This window comes from Streptomyces sp. NPDC040718, assembly GCF_055593565.1.
The window spans coordinates 57414-76212 of sequence record NZ_JBVIXO010000020.1 but is presented as its reverse complement, the minus strand read 5'-3'; the positions used below and the strand labels follow the sequence as shown (position 1 = coordinate 76212).

General features: G+C 74.1%; 16 protein-coding genes. 4 read left to right on the top strand and 12 right to left on the bottom strand.

Going from position 1 to position 18799, the window contains the following annotated elements; genetic code table 11:
- Positions 1 to 49: 49 nt before the first annotated feature.
- The 8 genes from ACZ597_RS32745 to ACZ597_RS32710 form a co-directional block, all read right to left on the bottom strand.
- Positions 50 to 637, bottom strand: a complete 588-nt coding sequence (locus ACZ597_RS32745; protein ID WP_471338465.1) for a helix-turn-helix transcriptional regulator — start codon at positions 635 to 637, stop codon at positions 50 to 52.
- A 193-nt stretch (positions 638 to 830) separates the two neighbouring features.
- Positions 831 to 2450 (bottom strand): class I adenylate-forming enzyme family protein, encoded by a 1620-nt coding sequence (locus tag ACZ597_RS32740; protein ID WP_471338462.1) that lies wholly within the window; start codon positions 2448 to 2450, stop codon positions 831 to 833.
- A 76-nt stretch (positions 2451 to 2526) separates the two neighbouring features.
- On the bottom strand, positions 2527 to 4362 hold the full coding sequence (locus ACZ597_RS32735; RefSeq protein ID WP_471338457.1) for a condensation domain-containing protein: 1836 nt from the start codon (positions 4360 to 4362) through the stop codon (positions 2527 to 2529).
- Positions 4359 to 5327 (bottom strand): aromatase/cyclase, encoded by a 969-nt coding sequence (locus ACZ597_RS32730; RefSeq protein ID WP_471338453.1) that lies wholly within the window; start codon positions 5325 to 5327, stop codon positions 4359 to 4361. Before ACZ597_RS32730 ends, ACZ597_RS32735 begins: the two co-directional genes overlap by 4 nt.
- Positions 5328 to 5437: 110 nt before the next feature.
- Positions 5438 to 7048 (bottom strand): class I adenylate-forming enzyme family protein, encoded by a 1611-nt coding sequence (locus ACZ597_RS32725; protein ID WP_471338452.1) that lies wholly within the window; start codon positions 7046 to 7048, stop codon positions 5438 to 5440.
- Positions 7049 to 7232: 184 nt separating this feature from the next.
- The gene (locus ACZ597_RS32720; RefSeq protein WP_471338448.1) at positions 7233 to 8495 is read right to left on the bottom strand and encodes a ketosynthase chain-length factor; all 1263 of its coding nucleotides are present in this window, start codon (positions 8493 to 8495) and stop codon (positions 7233 to 7235) included.
- Positions 8492 to 9763, bottom strand: a complete 1272-nt coding sequence (locus tag ACZ597_RS32715; protein WP_471338444.1) for a beta-ketoacyl-[acyl-carrier-protein] synthase family protein — start codon at positions 9761 to 9763, stop codon at positions 8492 to 8494. Before ACZ597_RS32715 ends, ACZ597_RS32720 begins: the two co-directional genes overlap by 4 nt.
- On the bottom strand, positions 9760 to 10953 hold the full coding sequence (locus ACZ597_RS32710) for a DegT/DnrJ/EryC1/StrS family aminotransferase (RefSeq protein ID WP_471338439.1): 1194 nt from the start codon (positions 10951 to 10953) through the stop codon (positions 9760 to 9762). The genes ACZ597_RS32715 and ACZ597_RS32710 overlap by 4 nt, the downstream gene beginning before the upstream one ends.
- 203 nt (positions 10954 to 11156) lie before the next feature.
- Here ACZ597_RS32710 and fabG point away from each other — a divergent pair, with 203 nt between their 5' ends.
- A complete protein-coding gene (gene fabG, locus ACZ597_RS32705; protein WP_471338437.1) occupies positions 11157 to 11954 on the top strand; it encodes a 3-oxoacyl-ACP reductase FabG in 798 nt (265 codons plus the stop codon).
- A gap of 25 nt (positions 11955 to 11979) precedes the next feature.
- Here fabG and ACZ597_RS32700 read toward each other — a convergent pair whose 3' ends face one another.
- The 4 genes from ACZ597_RS32700 to ACZ597_RS32685 all read right to left on the bottom strand — a co-directional run bounded on the left by ACZ597_RS32700 (position 11980) and on the right by ACZ597_RS32685 (position 15937).
- Positions 11980 to 12765, bottom strand: coding sequence for an AfsR/SARP family transcriptional regulator (locus tag ACZ597_RS32700; RefSeq protein ID WP_471338433.1), 786 nt, complete (start codon positions 12763 to 12765; stop codon positions 11980 to 11982).
- 142 nt (positions 12766 to 12907) lie between these two features.
- A complete protein-coding gene (locus ACZ597_RS32695) occupies positions 12908 to 14470 on the bottom strand; it encodes an acyl-CoA carboxylase subunit beta (protein WP_471338431.1) in 1563 nt (520 codons plus the stop codon).
- A gap of 50 nt (positions 14471 to 14520) precedes the next feature.
- On the bottom strand, positions 14521 to 15465 hold the full coding sequence (locus tag ACZ597_RS32690) for an aromatase/cyclase (RefSeq protein WP_471338553.1): 945 nt from the start codon (positions 15463 to 15465) through the stop codon (positions 14521 to 14523).
- A 136-nt stretch (positions 15466 to 15601) separates the two neighbouring features.
- Entirely contained in the window at positions 15602 to 15937 is a 336-nt protein-coding gene (locus ACZ597_RS32685; RefSeq protein ID WP_471338428.1) for a TcmI family type II polyketide cyclase, read from the bottom strand.
- 308 nt (positions 15938 to 16245) lie between these two features.
- Between ACZ597_RS32685 and ACZ597_RS32680 the strand changes: the two genes are divergently transcribed.
- The 3 genes from ACZ597_RS32680 (at position 16246) to ACZ597_RS32670 (ending at position 18734) form a co-directional block, all read left to right on the top strand.
- Positions 16246 to 17184, top strand: coding sequence for an MBL fold metallo-hydrolase (locus ACZ597_RS32680; protein ID WP_471338426.1), 939 nt, complete (start codon positions 16246 to 16248; stop codon positions 17182 to 17184).
- Positions 17185 to 17221: 37 nt separating this feature from the next.
- Positions 17222 to 17665 (top strand): nuclear transport factor 2 family protein, encoded by a 444-nt coding sequence (locus tag ACZ597_RS32675; protein WP_471338424.1) that lies wholly within the window; start codon positions 17222 to 17224, stop codon positions 17663 to 17665.
- Positions 17666 to 17822: 157 nt separating this feature from the next.
- Complete coding sequence (locus ACZ597_RS32670; protein WP_471338422.1) at positions 17823 to 18734, top strand: NADP-dependent oxidoreductase; 912 nt, start codon at positions 17823 to 17825, stop codon at positions 18732 to 18734.
- Positions 18735 to 18799 lie beyond the last annotated feature (65 nt).

Genomic DNA, 18799 nt, shown 5'->3' with positions numbered 1-18799 from the left:
CACCGGTGGAATTCCGGGCGGGGAATTGACGAACCTTCACGGACCGGCGTCAGGAGCGGTCTTCCCATTGTCCGGCGTCGTGCACGTAGAGCGCGACCTGCACCCGGTTGTCGAGGCCGAGTTTGGCCAGGATCCCCGAGACGTGGGTCTTGACCGTGGAGACACCGAGATGGAGCGCCGCGCCGATCTCCGCGTTCGACTTGCCCTGGCCGATGCCGAGGGCCACCGCCCGCTCGCGCTCGTTGAGGACCGCCAGCCGCTCCTCGACGCCCTGCCGGCCCCCGTCCTCGGGCAGGGACACGACCTTGTCGATGAGCCGCCGCATGACGGCCGGAGACAGCACCGGCCTGGCCGCGTAGACGGTCAGGGCGGTGCGCGGCGCGCGGTGCACGGCCACGGTGAAGAGCGCCGCGAGCATGGCGCCCGCGGCGCTCGCGAACGGCACCGAGAGGGCGATCAGCACGCACGCGGCCCCGGCCGGCCTGCTGCGGCGCAGCCACAGCAGGCCGCAGGCGAGCGCGCCGGCCACCGGCTCCAGGTCCGTCCAGTCGGGCCCCGGTCCCGGGGCCGAGTGCATGCGGCTCCGCGCGGTCGCCGCGGCGTAGGCCACCGCGAGCAGGAACAGGAGGGCGTCCACGGTCCAGTCCCGTGGACTCCTCCGTACGGGAACGGGCCGGGGAGCTGTCGTGAAGTGGGGCACGGATCGGACGTTACCTTCATGATCCCTTCCCGCCGCGGGTCCGGACGGCGGACGGTACTTTGGTCGGACGATCGGAGACCTTGGTGCCGTACGGGCCGCCGTACGGGCCGCCGTACGGCACGCGGTCGAGTCAGGCCGCCGCTTCGGCGGCCGCGCGGGTGCGGACGGTGCGGCGCAGCTCACCGCGTACGGGTTTGCCGACGGGGGTGCGCGGGACGGCGTCGATCGCCTCGACGCGGCGGATCCGCTCGTAGGGCGCCAGGCGGGTGTTGGCGCGGGCGGCGATCTCCTCCAGTACGGCGGGCCCGGCGGCCGCGCGGTCGCGGAGCACGATGCCGGCCCAGGTGACCGATCCGTGCACGGCGTCGGGCCAGCCGACGACCGCGCACTCGGCGACCCGCGGGTCGGAGCCGAGGATCCGCTCGACCGCGCTGGGCGAGACGAGTTCGCCGTCGTGCAGGAACACGTCGCCGAGCCGGTCGACGAGGAACAGCTCTCCGCCGGGGCCGATCCGGCCGACGTCCCCGGTGGAGAACCAGCCGTCCGCGTCGGCGGGCGGGCCGCTCTCGTCGAGGTAGCCGGCCATCAGCTGGGGGCCCCGCACCTGCACTTCGCCGGTCTCCCCCGGACCCAGCGGCACCCCGGTGTCCGGGTGCACGATGCGGCACCCGGTACCGGGCACGGGCGTGCCCACCGAGCCGGGCACCGGCCGGTCCGGGCTCTGCGAGTGGGTGAGCGGGGAGAGTTCGGCGAGGCCGTAGCCCTGGAGGACGGGTACGCCGAGCCGCTCGCCCAGGATCCGGGCGGCGTCCGGGGACAGGGCGCTGCCGCCGGACAGCACGGCGCGCAGCCGGGGGCCCGCGGGGACGCCGGGGAGGGCGGCGGGGCCGCGCAGGCGCTCGTCGGCGGCGAGCCGGTGCAGGCGGGCGGGCAGCCCGTAGTAGTGGGTGGCTCCGGTGCTCTCGGCGAGGGCGAGCGAGACCAGCGGCTCCGGGTCGGGGCACAGCACCTGGCAGGCGCCCGCGTACACGGCCGAGTTGAGGTGCATCGGCAGGTGGAGCGGCAGGTGGTTGAGGGTGACGGAGCCGGCGTCGAGGCCGTGCGCGGCGGCGGTCTGCGCGGCGTTGGCGACGAGGCTGCGGTGGGTCAGCCGCACCCCCTTGGGGCGGCCGGTGGTGCCGGTGGTGAACTGGACGCAGACCTCCGCGTCGGGGTCGAAACCGGCGGGTTCGCCGGGGGCCGCGCGGTGGGTGGCGGCGGCGACGGCGTCCAGGACGAGGTCCACCGGGACGGTGTCCCCGGGGACGGGGTCGTCCCCGGCGCCGGTGACCAGGACGAGCGACAGACAGGGCGGCCGGCTGTCGGCGTCGGCGAGCAGTTCGGCGGTGGCGCGGGGGACGAAGGCGAGTTCCGCTCCGGCCGCGCCCAGCACCTTCGCGAGCCGGGTGGGCGAGACGAGCGGGTTCAGCAGGACGACGGTGTTGCCGCTGCGGACGGTGCCGTAGTAGGCGGCGGCGAAGTCCGCGTCGAGGGTGTTGGCGACCCCGACGCGGGCTCCGCGGCGGCCGACCGAGCACTCCAGGAAGGCGGCGATCCGGTCGGCCCGGGCGTCGAGTTCGCCGAAGGTCAGCGTCCGGGCGCCCACGCGGAGCGCGGGGGCGTCGGGAGCTCGTTCGGCGGCTCGGCGGAGCAGTCCGTCGAGTGACAGGTGCGGGAGGTGCGGCGGTTCCGGTTGGGCGAGGGCCGGCACGGCTCTGCTCCCCTCTGCGCTGGGCGCTCCCGGTGACAGGGCCCTACCAAGGTCCGCGCCGGCGCTTGAAGGTCCTTCAAGGACCGCTCGAACCGCGCTGGGGAAGTCCCGCCAGGGCCTTCGCGAGGGCGCGGTCGGAGCCGGAGACGACCACCGGTGGGCGGCTCCAGCCGTACGCGGCGACCCGGCGGGCGGCCTCGTGCGCGAGGGCCCGCGCGCCCGGGTGGCCGCCGACGGCGACGGGCTCCCCGGCGGCCAGGGCGGGGGCCAGTGCGGCGAGGACGGCGGCCGGGTCCGGTGCGGTGGTCAGCAGGGCCCGCGCCCCCCGGTGGCGTTCGGCGAGGCGGTCGTAGCAGTCCTCGGCGGCGCCGGGGGGCGGGACCAGGCAGACCAGCCCGGCCCCGGCCGCGGCGGCCGGGCGCAGCACCCGGGCGGCCGGCACGGGGTCCGGTGCGGCTCGGGGCGGGGGCGCCCCGTGCAGCGGCGCGAGCGCCTCGGCGACGGTGGTGTCGGGCCCGGCCTCCAGTGGCAGCCGCCGCAGCAGCAGGGCGGTCTGCCAGAGGAGTTCGGCGGCGTCCCCGTCCGTGATCCGCGTCCGGTCGTGCGCGGCGGTCAGCGTCAGCCCGCCGTCGTGGTCGTGCCGGGCCGTGACGGCGACCGGCATCCCGGTGAGGGCCCCGACGGCCTCGGCGGACTCCGGACCGGACGGACCCGACGGACCCGACGGACCGGACAGACCCGCAGACGCCGCAGACGCCGCAAGCCCCGACGCCCCCGGCAGCGGGGTGGCGTTCCTCCCGCCGTCCTCCGGCGGGAGGAACGCGAGCACCGACTCCGTGCGCGGGCTCCCGGGGGCCCAGCCCCGGATCTGCCCCGGCGAGACCCACTCGTACGCCGCGAGGTCGACGGCCCGGCCGGCCAGTTCGCCCAGCAGCACGGACACCGTCGCCCCGGGGTGCACGTCCACCGCCACCGGCAGCGCGTTCCCGAGGGGGCCCGGAAGCTGCCCGGCCCCCTCCAGCGGGATGCCCCGCCCGGAGACGGCCGCCGAGAACGCCACCGGCACCGCGCCCGGTGCGCCCCCGGCGCCCGCGCGGTACAGCAGCAGCGCCCAGGCGGCCTGCAGGGCGGTGCTTTCGGCCGCGCCGAGCAGGGCGGCCCAGGCGCGCAGCCGGCCGGCCTCCGCCGGGGTGAGGCGCTGGCGGGTGCGGCCGTGCCCGCGCTGGTGGGTGGGGCCCCGGTCCAGGGCGGGCAGGGTCACGCTCCCGGCGGGCGGGGCGGCCCAGGTCCAGAACGCGCGGGCCGGGGCGAGGTCCCGGGCACCGACCCAGCGGAGGTGGTCGCGCAGGTCGGGCCGGCGCTCGCCGCCCCGGGGCGGGCCCTCGGCGGCGTAGGCGCGGTGGAAGGAGGCCAGCAGGCGGCGGGCGCCCACCGGGTCCAGCAGTGCGCGGTGGTAGGTGAGCAGCACCCGCGTGCCGCCGTCCGCCGTGCCGAGCAGGGCGATCCGCAGCGGGCCGGGCCGCGTCAGGTCGAACTCGCGCAGCCGCTCGGTGGCGAGGAGCGCCTCCCAGTCCCGCGGACCGGTGCCGCCGGGGCCGTGGTGGGTGATCAGCGGGGCCGCGTACGCGTGTACGGCGAACCGCGGCGCGGCCCCGGCGGCCGGCTCGGCGAGGCCGGTGCGCAGGACGGCTTCCTGGTCGGTGACGGTCTGCCAGGCGCGGGCGAACCGCTCGGCTTCGAGCGGGCCGTGCCAGCGCCAGTGCAGCTGCTCGGTGTACAGGCCCCGGCCCGGGTGGGTGAGGCCGTCGAGGAGGACGTCGAGCTGGAGGGGTGCGGCGGGGTGGATCCACGGCCGGGGTACGGCGGCCCGAGCGGCGGACGGCGGCGGGCGGTCGCCGGGGGCCGCGTTCACCGCTGCGGGATCAGGCTGCGGACGGCCGTCTCCGCGTGCCGCCGGGCCAGGTGCAGGACGCGGGTGCTCGCGCCGCCCAGGGTGCGGCGTACGTGGTCCCGGGCCTGGGTGAGGTCGGCGCCGGGGCCGAGCACGGGCTCGATGTCCTCTTCGCGGAGCAGGACCTGGTGGGTGGCGACGGCGGTGACCCCGGTCTCGTCGGGGTTGACGGCCCATTCGCCGGTGTGCGCGGCCAGCAGCCGGGGGGTGCGGGTCTGCTTGAAGACGATCCGGCCGGCGTGCGGGAAACAGACCCGGACCGATTCGCTGGTCTCGGTGGCGCCGTCGGCGCCTCGGGTGTCCATGCCCAGCAGCTGGACGCCCTGCCGGTCCTCGACCACGTCGGCCCGGGTGATCTCGGGCAGGTGGACGGGCCAGTCGCCGGCCCGGTACAGGAAGTCGTAGACGAGCTCGGACGGGCCGTGGACGCGTACCGACTCCTCGAAGGTCAGCAGCAGGCCGTCGAGCTTCGCCCACAGTTCGGCGGTCTCCTTCAGCTGGTCCAGTTCGGCCCGGCTGTTGGTGTCGGTGGCCCGGGTGAGCCACTCACGGCCGGCCGGGTCGTCGTCGCGGACCGCGAACCGGTGCAGGAGGGTCAGCCGGGAGCGGGCGGGGCCCAGCTCCTCGACGGCCCAGTGGCCGCCCATGGAGGTCGCCGGGGCCGCCGGGACCTCCTGGTGGAAGTCGATGGTCCGCCGCCGGGGGTCCAGGGAGCGCTGGGAGACCCAGGAGGTGACCGTCCCGTTGGCGGTCGCCCACATGCCGAAGCGGTCCCGGGTCCCGTCGAAGTCCAGCCGCTCCACGTGGACGCTGGGCGGGACGAACAGCGGCCACTGGGTGGTGTCCGCGATCAGCGCGTAGACCACGCCCGCGGGGGCTGCGACGTCCACCGAATACGACGTGTGCTGCACACGCTCACCTGACATCGGATCACACCTCTCTCAACCTCGCTCCCGACCATCGCGGGCGTCGGCGGAGGAGCGCTCGAAGTGCCCTGGACCCCGGCTGCACCGGCCGTCCACGGCCCCTCGTGAGGTCAGGCGGCGGCTTCGGCCGCCGCCCGCAGGCGCAGGCCGCGGCGCAGCGAGCGGCGCTCCGGCTTGCCGGAGGGGTTGCGCGGGACGGCTTCCAGGACCTCCACGCGGCGGATCTGCTCGTGCGGGGCGAGCTGCTCGTTGGCCGTCTCGACGATCGAGTCGAGTACGTCGAGGAGTCCGGGGGCGGCCGGATCGGCGAGGACGATGCCGAGCCAGACGAGGGCTCCGTGGACGGGGTCGGGCCAGCCGACGACGACGCAGTCCTCGACGCGCGGGTCGGCGGCGAGGACGGCTTCGACGGCGGTGGGCGAGACGAGTTCGCTGTCGTACGAGAAGACGTCGTCGAGGCGGTCGGCGAGGAACAGTTCGCCGTCGGGGCCGATCCGGCCGGCGTCCCCGGTGGAGAACCAGCCGTCGGCGTCGGCGGGGGGTCCGCTCTCGCCGAGGTAGCCGGCCATCAGCTGGGGGCCGCGCACCTGTACCTGGCCGGTCTCGCCGGGGCCGAGCGGGAGGCCGGTCTCCGGGTGTGCGATGCGGCATTCGGTGCCGGGCACGGGCGCGCCGACGGTGCCGGCGCCGGTGCGGCCGTCGGGCCGCTGGGAGTGGGTGAGGGGGGAGAGTTCGACCATGCCGTAGCCCTGGATGACGGGTACGCCGAGCCGTTCGCCGAGCAGCCGGGCGTCGGCGGGGGCGAGGGCGCTGCCGCCGGAGAGGACCGCGGTCAGGCGGCCGGGCCGGCCGGGAAGGGGGTGCGGCAGGCCGGCGCCGCGGGGGCCTTCGGCGAAGCGGACGTCGGCGGCGAGCTGGTGCAGGCGGGCCGGGACCGTGTAGAGGTGGGTGGCTCCGGTGCGGTCGGCCAGTTCGAGGGCGGCGGCGGGGCGGGGGCAGGGGCACAGCACCTGGCAGGCGCCCGCGTAGACGGCCGAGTTGAGGTGCATGGGGTGGTAGACCGGCAGGTTGTTCAGGGTCACCGAGCCGGCGTCGAGGTGATGGGCGGCGGCGGTCTGCGCGGCGTTGGCGACGAGGTTGCGGTGGGTCAGGCGGACACCCTTGGGGCGGCCCGTGGTACCGGTGGTGAACTGGACGCAGGCTTCGGTGTCGGGGTCGAAGGCGGCCGTTGTGCGGGGCTCGGGCCGTGGCGCGGAGTCCAGGGCGACGCACAGCGGGACGGCGTCGGCGGGCACGATCCCGTCGGGGGCGTCGGTGACGACGACCGCGCGCAGCAGGGGCAGCCGGTCGGCGGCCTTGACGAGCAGCTCGGCGGTGGCGGTGGGGACGAAGGCGATCTCGACGCGGGCGTCCTCGCACATGTGGCGCAGCCCGGCGGCCCGGACGAGCGGGTTGAGGAGGACGGCGGTGTTGCCGCTGCGCAGGGTGCCGTAGTAGGCGGCGGCGAACTCCTCGCCGAGGGCGTTGGCGATGCCGACGCGGGCTCCGCGCCTGCCGAGGGTGTGCTCCAGGTAGGCGGCGTGGCGGTCGGCGCGGGCGTCGAGTTCGGCGAAGGTCCGCATGCCGTGGGCGGTGCGTACGGCGCAGGCGTCGGGGTCGCGCAGCGCGGCCCGGCGCAGCAGCCCGTCGAGGGGCAGTTCCGGGTATCTGAAGATCGGCACGGCGCTGTCCTCCTGATCGGGGGTGATCCCGGCGTACCACGGTCCTCATTCCCGGTTGAGGCCGCTTGGAAGGGCACTGGAACCGGCCACGCCGACGGCCGCCGCGGACGCCGGGCACGCGTGCGCGTACGCGTGCCCGGGCGTCGGCGGCGGCCGTCGGCGTGCGGGGCCGGGCCGGGGCGGGTCAGCGGCCCCGGAGCACCATGGCCGCGTTGAAGCCGCCCCGGCCGCGGGCCAGGACCAGGGCCGTGCGCAGCCGTTCGGGCCTGCGGACCTCGGTCACCAGGTCGATCGGGCAGTCCTCGGCGGGCGGGCCGGTGTTGACGGTCGGCGGGATCACCCCGTCCCGCAGGGAGAGCAGGGCGGCGGCCAGGTCGAGGGAGGAGCCCCCGGCGGCGAGGCGGCCCGTCATGGTCTTGGGCGCGGTCACGGGGACCGCGTACTCCCCGAAGAGGTCGGCGATGGCGCGGGCCTCGTCCCGGTCGGCGTCGCGGCGTCCGGCCGCGTCGGCGAAGACCACGTCGACGTCGGCGGGGGTGAGCCCGGCCTCGCGCAGGGCGAGCGCCGCGGCGGCGCCGAGGCGGGGGGCACCGCCGGAGCCGGGCGGCGGGTCGAAGGTGGCGGCGTACCCGGCGACGGTGCCGTAGGGCTCGGCGCCCCGTTCCCGGGCGGCGTCGGCGTCCTCCAGGATGAGCAGGGCGCCGCCTTCGCCGACCACGTGCCCGTCGGCGGCGGCGGAGAAGGGCCGGTAGGCGCGGGCGGGGTCCTGCGCGGTGCTCAGCTCGCCGGTGGCCAGGTGGGCGGTCCAGCCCCAGGGGCAGAGCGAGGAGTCCATGCCGCCGGTGACGACCAGCCGGATGCCCTTGCGGATCTGGCGGCGGGCCTGGGCGACCGCGTCGAGGCCGCCGGCCTGCTCGCTGACGATGACGCTGTTGGGGCCGCGCATGCCGTTCTTGATGGAGATCTGGCCGCTGTTGACGGCGTAGAACCAGGCGAAGGACTGGTACGCGCTGACGTACTGGCCGCCCTTGCTCCACAGGGCCTCCAGCTCGCGCTGCCCGAACTCGTAGCCGCCCGCGGAGTTGGCGGTGATCACTCCGGCCGCGAACTCCGGCAACCGTGCCGGGTCCACGTCCGCGTCGGCGAGGGCCTCGTCTGCCGCGGTGAGTGCGAGCCGGGTGACCTGGTCGGTCTGCGGGAGCAGCCGGCTGGGCAGGTGCTCGGCGGCGTCGAAGCCGGGGACTTCGCCGGCGACCTTGGCGGGGTACGGCCCGGCGTCGAAGCGGGTGAGGGGGCGGATGCCGTTCTCGCCGCGCAGCACGGCGGCCCACCAGGCCTCGGTGCCCAGGCCGTTCGGGGCGGCGACGCCGATGCCGGTGACGACCGGTGCGGTGGTCCTGGCGGCGGGTACGGCGGGGGCCGTGTCGGTGGCGGTGGCGGCGCTCATGCGGCATCTCCCAGACGCGGACGGGTCAGGATCATGGCGCTCTGGAAGCCGCCGAAGCCGCTGCCGACGCTGAGGACGGTGTCGGTGCGGTGCTCGCGTGCGGTCAGCGGGATGTAGTCCAGGTCGCAGGTCGGGTCGGGGGTGTGGAGGTTGGCGGTCGGCGGGACCGTGTTGTGCTCGATGGCCAGGGCGCTGGCGGCGACCTCCAGGGAGCCGATGGCGCCGAGGGAGTGGCCGATCATCGACTTGATGGAGCTGACCGGGACCTCGTAGGCGCGCTGTCCGAGGCTGCGCTTGAAGGCGGCCGTCTCGTGCCGGTCGTTCTGCTTGGTGCCGGAGCCGTGGGCGTTGACGTAGTCGACGGCGGTGGCGGGCAGGCGGGCCTCGTCGAGGGCGACGGTGATGGCCTCGGCCATCTCGCGGCCCTCGGCCTTCAGGCCCGTCATGTGGTAGGCGTTGCCGCGGCTGGCGAAGCCGGCGATCTCCGCGTACACGTGGGCGCCGCGCCGGCGGGCGCTCTCCAGCTCCTCCAGGACGAGGACCGCCGAGCCCTCGCCGAGGACGAAGCCGTTGCGGGTGGCGTCGAAGGGCCGGGAGGCGGTCTCGGGGTCGTCGTTGCGCGGTGAGGTGGCCTTGATGGCGTCGAAGCAGGCCACGGTGATGGGCGAGATGGGGGCCTCGGTGGCCCCGGTGACCATCACGTCGGCGCTGCCCTCGCGGATCAGCTCCACGGCGTGGCCGATGGAGTCGAGCCCGGAGGTGCAGCCGGTGGACACCAGGGAGACGGGTCCCTGGGCGCCGACCCGCCAGGCCACTTCGGCCGCCAGCGAGCTGGGCACGAAGTAGTCGAACAGGTGGGGGACGGCGAGGGTGTGGTCCACCTGCCAGGTGGAGCCACCCCGGCTGACCGCTTCGTACTCGATGTCCAGGCCGGTGGTGCAGCCCACCGCGCTGCCGAGGGTGACGCCCGTGCGCGTCGGGTCCAGGGCCGCGGTGTCGAGGCCGCTGTCGCGGATCGCCTCGTCGGTGCTGACCAGGGCGAACTGCGCGGCCCGGTCGAGGCGTGCGACGTCCTCGGGGGTGAAGCCGTGGGCGAGCGGGTCGAAGTCCACCTCGGCGGCGATCCGGGAGCGGAAGCCCGTGGCGTCGAAGAGGCTGATGGCACGGGTCGCGGTCCGGCCGGAGGTGAGCCGGGCCCAGTACGCCTTGGTGCCCACTCCCCCGGGTGCGACCACGCCGATCCCGGTGATGACGACGCGTCGGTTCATGGGGTGTCCTTCACGGTGAGTCCTTCTTCTGAGCCGGCTTCGGCGAGCCGCGTCCGTACCGCCCTGCGCAGGGAGCCGATGACGGCGGCCACGTCCTCGTCGCTGAGGCCGGGGTGCAGGGGCAGGCGTACGGTGCGGTCGACGGCCCAGTCGCAGGCGGGCAGCCGGGCGGCCGGGGGCTCCCCGGCGCTGTCCTGCGGCCGGAACCGGTGCAGGGGGGCGTAGTGGGAGGTGGTGTCGATCTCCTCGGCGAGGAGGTCGCCGACGACCTTGTCCTTGATCGCGGGGTCGAGCTGCACCCAGTAGAGGCAGTGGGTGGTCTGCTGGCCCTCGGGCAGCGGCGGGGGCGTCAGCAGGCCCTCGGTGTCGGCCAGTTCCCGGTCGTAGCGCTCGGCGATCCGGGTGCGCCGCTCCACCATCTCGGGGAGGCGGCGCAGCTGTACCTGGCCGATGGCGGCCGTCAGGTCGTTGCCGACGATGCCGCGGCCGTACTCGGGCAGGGGGGCCCGGCCCGCCCCGGAGCCCACCGCGGCGTGGCCGAAGCTGGTGGCCCGGACCAGGCCGCGCTGGGCGAGGAGCCTGGTGCGCGCGGCCCGTTCGGGGTCCTTGGCGTACACCATGCCGCCGTCGCCGGTGACGATGACCCGGCCCGGGTCGAAGCTCCAGACGGCCAGGTCGCCGAAGGTGCCGGCGGGCACCCCGCCGACGCTGGAGGCGACGGAGCAGGCGCCGTCCTCGATCAGGAGGACGCCGAGCTCGCGGCAGCGCGCCGCGATGCGGACGACGTCGCCGGTGCGGCCGCCGTAGTGCAGCAGGAGGACCGCCCGGGTGCGGTCGGTGAGGACGGCCTCGATGTCCTCCAGGGACGGGTTGAGCGTGCGGCGGTCGACGTCGCAGAAGACCGGGCGGCCGCCGCGTCCGGCCACGGCCTCGGCGGTGGCGGGCAGCACGATGGAGGGCAGGACGACCTCGTCGCCGTCGCGGAGGTCGAGGGTCTCGACGGCCAGGTGGAGGGCGGTGGTGCCGGAGCTGGTGAACACGACGTGGTCGGCGGGGATCCCCAGGTGTTCGGCGAAGGCCTCCTCGAAGGCCCTGGTGCGCCGCCCGCTGCCGAGCCGGCGGTCGTGGAACACGCCGGCGACCGCGTCGAGTTCCTCCGCCCCTACCTGGGGCTGAAAAAGGTTGATCATGGTCGCCTTTCGCGTACGGGTCTCCGTCCGAGCTTGTGAACAGCCGCTCGACGGCCGATGGAGCCCCGGTGGTCCCTCCCCCGGTCGGGGCCGTGGCGGCGGTGTGGTCCGCGGGGCGCGGACCAGGGCCTTTCGAGTTCCGCTCCATCGGGGTGCCGGATGCTCCGCGTGCGTCGCCATTCGAGATTCGCTGAGGAGTTCACATGCCGGACCAGGACCAGGGCCAGACCAAGCGCGTTGCCGTCGTCACGGGCGCGACCAGCGGTATCGGCCTGGAAGTGGCCCGCACGCTGGCCTCCTCGGGCCACCGGGTGTTCATCGGCGCCCGGGACGCGGACAACGTCGCCCGGACGGTGGCGGAGCTGACCTCCGAGGGCCTCGAAGTCGACGGCGTGAGCCTCGACGTCCGCAGCGGCGAGGACGTACGGGCCTGGATCGGGGCGGCCGTGGAGCGCTTCGGCACCATCGACGTGGTGGTCAACAACGCCGGCCGCTCGGGTGGCGGGGTTACCGCCGACATCGCCGACGAGCTGTGGGACGACGTCATCGAGACCAACCTCAACAGCGTCTTCCGCGTGACCCGCGAAGCCCTGAACGCCGGCGGCCTGCGGGCCAAGGACCGCGGCCGGATCATCAACATCGCCTCCACCGCCGGGAAGCAGGGCGTGGTCCTGGGCGCCCCCTACTCGGCGTCCAAGCACGGCGTGGTGGGCTTCACCAAGGCGCTGGGCAACGAGCTGGCCCCGACCGGCATCACGGTCAACGCCGTCTGCCCCGGCTACGTCGAGACCCCGATGGCCGAGCGCGTTCGCCAGGGCTACGCCGCCGCCTACGACACCACGGAGGAGGCCGTCCTGGAGCGCTTCCAGGCGAAGATCCCCCTCGGCCGCTACTCCACGCCGCAGGAGGTCGCCGGGCTCGTGGGCTACCTGGCCTCCGACACGGCCGCCTCGATCACCTCGCAGGCCCTCAACGTCTGCGGCGGCCTCGGCAACTTCTGAGGCCCCGCTCCCGGCGCCGGCCCGCCTAGGCGCGGGCCGGCGCCGGCTCCCTGCGGGGGGCGTGGCCGAGCAGGCCCGCCTGGAGCTGCTTGAGTTCGGCCGAGGGCTCCAGGCCCAGTTCGTCGGCGAGCAGCCCGCGCACCTTCTGGTAGGCCTGGAGGGCTTCCGCGCGGCGGCCGGCAGCGCCGAGCGCGGCGATGAGCCGGCTGTGGAACCACTCGTTGAGCGGGTAGTCGTTGATGAGCTTGCGCAGCTCGGGAATGGATTCGCGGTACCGGCCGAGGCGCACCTGCGCCTCGATGCGGGTCTCGAAGGCCCGGATGCGCAGTTCCTCCAGGTGCACGATGTGTCCGGCGAGGACGTCGCCGGCGGGGAAGTTCGACAGGGCCGGCCCCCGCCAGAGGTCGAGTGCCTGGCGGACGGTGCGCAGGGCCCTGGCCGGCTCGTCCTCGGCGAGTTCGTGGCGGGCCCGGGTGACGAGCCGTTCGAAGATCCGGACGTCGACGTCGGAGTCGTCGACCTGGATGGTGTAGCCGGCCGCGCTGGTGACGATCAGGCAGCGGTCGGCGGGGATCAGCCGCTCCTGCGTGAACATCCGGCGGGCGTGGTAGACGTACGTCTGGAGCGTGGTGACGGCGCTGCGCGGCGGGTTCTCCCCCCACAGCTCCCGGATGAGGCATTCGGCCGTGACGATCTCCCCGGGCCGGGTGAGCAGCAGCGCGAGCGTCTGGCAGACCTTCGGGGTGCCGGGCTGGTAGGTCCTGCCGTCGTCGGTGACGATCTCGAAGGGGCCGATGAGATTGAAGCGCATGGAAGATGACTCCTCATCAGCAAGGACGACGGACGTCTGAAATCACGAAAAGTCTCTTGTGCGGTAATGTGCACGTCAACCAGCGGTATGTCAGAACACGGTCAATCTGCGTCAGATCCGAGCCACCGTGGCCGGATCCCCCTCACTGCGGTGGGTTCCCGTGCTTGCGGGCGGGCAGGTCGGCGTGCTTGGCACGCAGCATCTCCAGGGACCGGATGAGCACCGTGCGGGTCTCGCGGGGGTCGATGACGTCGTCGACGAGGCCGCGCTCGGCCGCGTAGTACGGGTGCATCAGCTGGTCCTTGTACTCCGCGATCCGCTGCGCCCGGACGGCCTCGGGGTCCTCCGCGGCGGCGATCTCGCGCCGGAACACCACGTTCGCGGCGCCCTCGGCGCCCATCACCGCGATCTCGTTGGTGGGCCACGCGAAGGAGAGGTCGGCGCCTATGGAGCGGGAGTCCATGACGATGTACGCGCCGCCGTAGGCCTTGCGCAGGACCAGGGAGATCCGCGGCACCGTCGCGTCGCAGTACGCGTACAGCAGCTTGGCCCCGCGCCGGATGATGCCGTTGTGCTCCTGGTCCACGCCCGGCAGGAAGCCGGGCACGTCGACGAGGGTGACCAGCGGGATGCTGAAGGCGTCGCAGAACTGCACGAACCGCGCGCCCTTCTCGGACGCCTCGATGTCGAGCACCCCCGCGCTGGCCATCGGGTTGTTCGCGACGATGCCCACCACGTGCCCGTCGAGGCGGGCCAGCGCGCAGACCAGGTTGGCCGCCCAGACCGGGTGCACCTCGAAGTACTCGCCCTCGTCGACGACCTCCTCGATGACCCCCCGGACGTCGTACGCCTGCCCGGGCTGCACCGGGACGAGGTCCAGCAGCGCCTCACAGCTGCGGTCGGCCCGGTCACCGGTGTGTTCGACGGGGGCCAGCTCGCGGTTGTTGGACGGCAGCAGCCCCAGCAGGTAGCGGACCTCGGCGATGCAGCTCTCCTCGTCGTCGTACGCGAAGTGCGCGACTCCCGAGACGGCCGAGTGGACGTCGGCGCCGCCGAGGCCGTTCTGGCTGATCTCCTCGCCGGTCACCGCCTTGACGACGTCCGGGCCGGTGATGAACATCTGCGAGGTCTCCCGGACCATGAACACGAAGTCGGTCAGGGCCGGGGAGTACGCGGCGCCGCCGGCGCAGGGGCCGAGCATGACGGAGATCTGCGGGATGACCCCGGAGGCCTTGGTGTTGCGCTGGAAGATGCCGCCGTAGCCGGCGAGAGCGGAGACGCCCTCCTGGATGCGGGCGCCGGCGCCGTCGTTGAGGGAGACCAGCGGGGCACCGGCCGCGATGGCCATGTCCATGATCTTGTGGATCTTGGCGGCGTGGGCCTCGCCCAGCGCGCCGCCGAAGATCCGGAAGTCGTGCGCGTAGACGAAGACCGTGCGGCCCTCGACCGTGCCCCAGCCGGTGACGACACCGTCGGTGTAGGGCTTCTTCGCCTCCAGCCCGAAACCGGTCGCCCTGTGCCGCCGCAGCTGCTCGACCTCGGTGAAGGAGCCCTTGTCCAGCAGCAGCGCGATGCGCTCGTGCGCGGTCAGCTTGCCCTTGGCGTGCTGGCGCTCGGTCGCGCCCTGGTCGCCGCCGCGCGCGGACTCCTTGATCCCGTTGAGCTCCTCGGTGCGCGACCGGATCGTGTCGTCCGCTCTGGACATGCGTTCCACCTTTTCTGTGGGTCGTGAAGCGGGCGCCGCGGAACCGGCGATCAGGCCCTGTCTTCGGCGTAGGCCTTGGCGTGGCCGAGGGTGGCGCGGCTGTTGTTGCTCACCGCGGTGCGCACGTACTGCCTGGCGTCCTCGACGGTGGCGTGCTCGCCGAGGATCGCGGCGATGTTGGCGGCGTTGATGGTGATGGTGTGCTGCGAGGACGCGGCCACGCCCTCGCCGTTCTCGGTGAAGGTCCAGTAGCCGGTGTGCAGGGCCATCAGCGCGGGCAGGGTGGTCTGCTTGTAGGCGATCTTCTGGTGGGGGAAGGTGACCCGGTAGGACTTGGTGGTGTGCACCGAGCCGTCCTTGGCCCGGGTGTCCATCTCCAGCTCCTGCAGCCCCGGCGTGTCCTCCACCAGCCGGACCGCCGCCACGTGCGGCAGGCGCTCCTCCCAGCGGTCGGCCTCGTTGACGAAGTCGTAGACGTCCTTCGCGGACCCGTTGATCTGCACGGTGTCCTCGAAGGAGAAGGTCAGGTCCTCCGCCGCGTGCGCCAGCTCGACGTTCGTCTTCAGCGCGGCCAGCTCGGACTTCGAGTTGCGGTCCACGGCCTCGTCGATCCACGCCAGGCTGTCGGCGTCGTCGTCCACGGCCCGGTAGTCGTGCAGCAGGCGCACGCGGGACTCGCCCTCGCCGAGGGGCTCGATGATCCAGGTGCCGCCCATGGCGGCGACCGGCGGTGCCGGCACCTCCTGGCGGAAGGTGATCCGCAGGCCCTCGGGGTCCAGGGCGCGGCGGGAGGTCCAGTTCTTGGCCTCGCCGTTGGCCGTCGCCCAGATGCGGATGCGCTCCTCGCCGGCTCCTGCCGGGGTGTGGTCGACGTAGATGGTCGGCGGGAAGATCCGCGGCCAGTTCGTGACTTCTGCGATCAAGCGGTAGACGGCGGCGGCCGGGGCAGAGATGGTGATCTCGTGCTCGACCTCGCGCAGGCCGGGCTGCGGCATGCTCATGGCTCCTCGGGAGTGGGGACGGGTTCGGTCGGCGGATCGCGGTGCGACCGGCGACGACGGCCGCGCGCCTGGGCGGCGGCGACGGTGCTGCTCCGGGACGGACGGGTCCGGCACACGACCCGGCGCCGCCTCAGCGGACGGGCGCCGTCCAGTCGTAGAACTGCGTGGCCATCGCGTCGGCCGGCGTGCGCCAGGTCTCCGGGTCGTACGGCTGGATGAACGGCTGGAGGTCGTGGCTGATGCCCGTGAACCTCGGATCCGTACGTGACTCCTGGATGCGCCGGCCGCCGTCGCCCTCGGCGAAGTCCTGGAGGTGGAAGTAGAGGCCCTCGTACGCGAACAGGCGGCGGCGCAGCGTGCCCATGCGCTCCGGCATGCCCGTCTTGTCGAACTCGGCGAAGAGCCGGGCCACCTCGGCACTGGAGCGGACGTCCATCCGCGCCACGATCAGGTTGCTGTGCTGCATCTGGTTCCTCTTCCACGCTGCCTGAGGCGCTCACCCGCACCGGATCCTCGATCAGGCCTCCAGGGACAGCGCGCCGGATCTTGACTACAAGGTTCTTCGGACGCGAGCGGCCGTTCAATGCCGTCGGCTTCAGGAGTAGGTCAGGTTCCACAAGGCCCCGTCCGGTGCCTCGGGGGACGGAAAAGGTCCGCCCAACCCCCCTCGCCGAATTGACAATTCGACGTCAACGCGGGTTGCGGACCGGCCGGGCATGGGTTGCGATATCGACATTCAGGTCGAGTACGGGCCGTGACCGCGAGGGGGACCCCGTGTCGGAAGGGCGAGTCGCGCGGGCACGTTCCGCGGAGCGGGGCAGCGCGTCCCTGGACGAGATCGCGGACGGCGTGTTCGCGTACGTCCAGGCCGACGGGGGCTGGTGCCTGAACAACGCCGGGTACGTCCGCTCCGACGACCGGCCCGTGCTGATCGACACCGCCGCGACCCATGACCGCGCCCTGGCCCTGAAGCGGGCCGTCGCCGAGGTCGGCCCGGCGCCCCGGTTCGTCGTCAACACCCATTCGCACGGCGACCACACCTTCGGCAACTCCCTGTTCGCCGACCGGGCCGTCGTCGTCGCCCACGAGACCACGGGCGTCGAGATGGAGACCGTGGGACTGCACCTGACGACGCTCTGGCCCGAGGTGTGCTGGGGCGACCTGTCGGTGGAGCTCCCCGGGCTGACCTTCCGCGACGGCCTGGCCCTGCACACCGGCACGGCACGGGTCGACCTGATCGCGTTCGGCCCCGCCCACACGGCCGTCGACACCGTCGTCTGGCTGCCCGAGCAGCGCGTGCTGTTCGCCGGCGACCTGCTGATGTCGGGGGCCACCCCGTTCTGCGTGATGGGGTCGATCTCGGGCTCCCTCGAAGCGGTCGCGGCGATGCGGGCCCTCGGGCCGCGGACCATCGTGGCCGGGCACGGCCCGGTCGCCGGGCCCGAACTGCTCGACACCGCCGAACGGTACTTCCGGTGGCTCCAGGACCTGGCCCGCGACACCGCCGCCGCCGGGCTGTCCCCGCTGGAGGCCGCGCGCGAGACCGACCTCGGCGAATGGGCCCACCTGCTCGACTCCGAGCGGCTCGTGCCCAACCTCCACCGGGCGTACGCGGAGCTCCGCGGCGCCGAGCCGGGAGCGCGCCTGGACATCGGGGAGATGTTCTCCGACATGGTCTCCTTCCACGGCCGGATCCCGGTCTGCCGCGCCTGAGCGGCTCCTCCCCTCTCTGACGCCAGGAGACCCGACGATGACCACGACCGCGGCCGGCCACTCCGCCGTGTCGACCGACCTGTACCTGCGGGTCCAGCACTTCTACGCGCACCAGATGCAGCACCTCGACTCCCGCAGGTTCGAGGAGTACGCCGCCACCTTCACCGAGGACGGCGAGTTCCACCACTCCCCGGGCGCCGAGCCGGTCCGTACCCGGCCGGCGATCGTCCGCGAGCTCGTCGAGTTCCACAAGCGCTTCGACGACGACCCCGTGCAGCGCCGCCACTGGTTCAACCACATCGCGCTGGAGCTCCGGGAGGACGGCACGGTCTCCTCGACCGCCTACGCGCTCGTGGTGACCGTCCGCCCCGGCGGCAAGCCCGACATCGCCCCCAGCTGCGTCGTCCACGACACCATCGTCGACGGCCCGGAGGGCATCCGGGTGAAGTCCCGCCACGTCAGCCACGACCAGCACTTCTGAGCAGGGCGGCCTGCTCCCCCTGCGTCACCGCGCCCCGCGGACGGCTCCGGCCGTCCGCGGGGCGCAGTCTTGACCTCAACCCGCCTTGAGGTTCTACGTTCGTCTCCAAGGCCCCGACGGGCCGGCCGACCCGCACTTTCCCCGAGGAGCACTGACCATGAAGGCTGCGGCATTCCACGCGTTCGGCGGACCCGAGGTCCTGGAACTCCTCGACGTGCCCACCCCCGTGGCGGGCCCCGGCGAGGTCCGCGTCCGGGTGAAGGCCGCGGGTACCCAGCCGACCGACTGCGCGGTGCGCACCGGATGGAACCCGCCCGGTGTCACGATCACGTTCCCGCACGTCACGGGCGGCGACTTCGCCGGCGTCGTGGACCAGGTCGGCGAGGGCGTCACGGGCCTCTCGGCGGGCGACGAGGTGCTCGGCTACCGCCTCCAGGGCACCTACGCCGAATACCTGACCGTCCCGGCGGAGCAGGTCGTCGCCAAGCCGGCCGGTGTCCCCTGGGAGGTCGCCGGATCCCTGTCCGCCTCCGGGCAGACGGCGCACACCGTCCTCGAGGACCTGAAGGTGTCCGCGGGCGAGACCGTGCTGATCAACGGCGCTTCGGGCGGCGTCGGCACCATCGCGGTGCAGCTGGCCGTGCTGCGGGGCGCCAAGGTCATCGCCACGGGCCGGGAGGACAACCACGACTACCTGCGCGAGCTCGGCGCCGTACCGGTGGCGTACGGCGAGGGCCTCGCCGACCGCGTCCGGGCGCTCGCGCCCGAGGGCGTCGACGCCGCCCTCGACACGGCCAGCGCCGACGGCCTGCGCGTGGCGGCCGAGCTGGTCGAGGACAAGGACCGGGTCGGCACCATCTTCGCGTACGGGGTCCACGAGGAGCTCGGCGTGCGCTGGCTGAACAGCCGGCGCAACGCGCAGCGGCTGGGCGAGCTGGCCGCCCTGGTGGACAGCGGCGAGCTGCGCGTCCACGTCCGCCGGACCCTGCCCCTGGCCGGGGCGGCCGAGGCGCACCGCGAGCTGGAGACCGGCCACGGCCGCGGCAAGATCGTCCTGCTCACCGACTGAGCCGGGCCGGCCGGCCCGTTCCGGCGCGGCCGTCGGCCGCTCCGGAACGGGAAAAGGCGGCCACC

Coding starts and splice junctions, on each gene's coding strand:
- ACZ597_RS32730 (WP_471338453.1), bottom strand. CDS start 5,327: ATGTCAGGTGAGCGTGTGCAGCACACGTCGTATTCGGTGGACGTCGCA.
- ACZ597_RS32720 (WP_471338448.1), bottom strand. CDS start 8,495: ATGAGCGCCGCCACCGCCACCGACACGGCCCCCGCCGTACCCGCCGCC.
- ACZ597_RS32715 (WP_471338444.1), bottom strand. CDS start 9,763: ATGAACCGACGCGTCGTCATCACCGGGATCGGCGTGGTCGCACCCGGG.
- ACZ597_RS32710 (WP_471338439.1), bottom strand. CDS start 10,953: ATGATCAACCTTTTTCAGCCCCAGGTAGGGGCGGAGGAACTCGACGCG.
- fabG (WP_471338437.1), top strand. CDS start 11,157: ATGCCGGACCAGGACCAGGGCCAGACCAAGCGCGTTGCCGTCGTCACG.
- ACZ597_RS32700 (WP_471338433.1), bottom strand. CDS start 12,765: ATGCGCTTCAATCTCATCGGCCCCTTCGAGATCGTCACCGACGACGGC.
- ACZ597_RS32695 (WP_471338431.1), bottom strand. CDS start 14,470: ATGTCCAGAGCGGACGACACGATCCGGTCGCGCACCGAGGAGCTCAAC.
- ACZ597_RS32690 (WP_471338553.1), bottom strand. CDS start 15,465: ATGCCGCAGCCCGGCCTGCGCGAGGTCGAGCACGAGATCACCATCTCT.
- ACZ597_RS32685 (WP_471338428.1), bottom strand. CDS start 15,937: ATGCAGCACAGCAACCTGATCGTGGCGCGGATGGACGTCCGCTCCAGT.
- ACZ597_RS32675 (WP_471338424.1), top strand. CDS start 17,222: ATGACCACGACCGCGGCCGGCCACTCCGCCGTGTCGACCGACCTGTAC.
- ACZ597_RS32670 (WP_471338422.1), top strand. CDS start 17,823: ATGAAGGCTGCGGCATTCCACGCGTTCGGCGGACCCGAGGTCCTGGAA.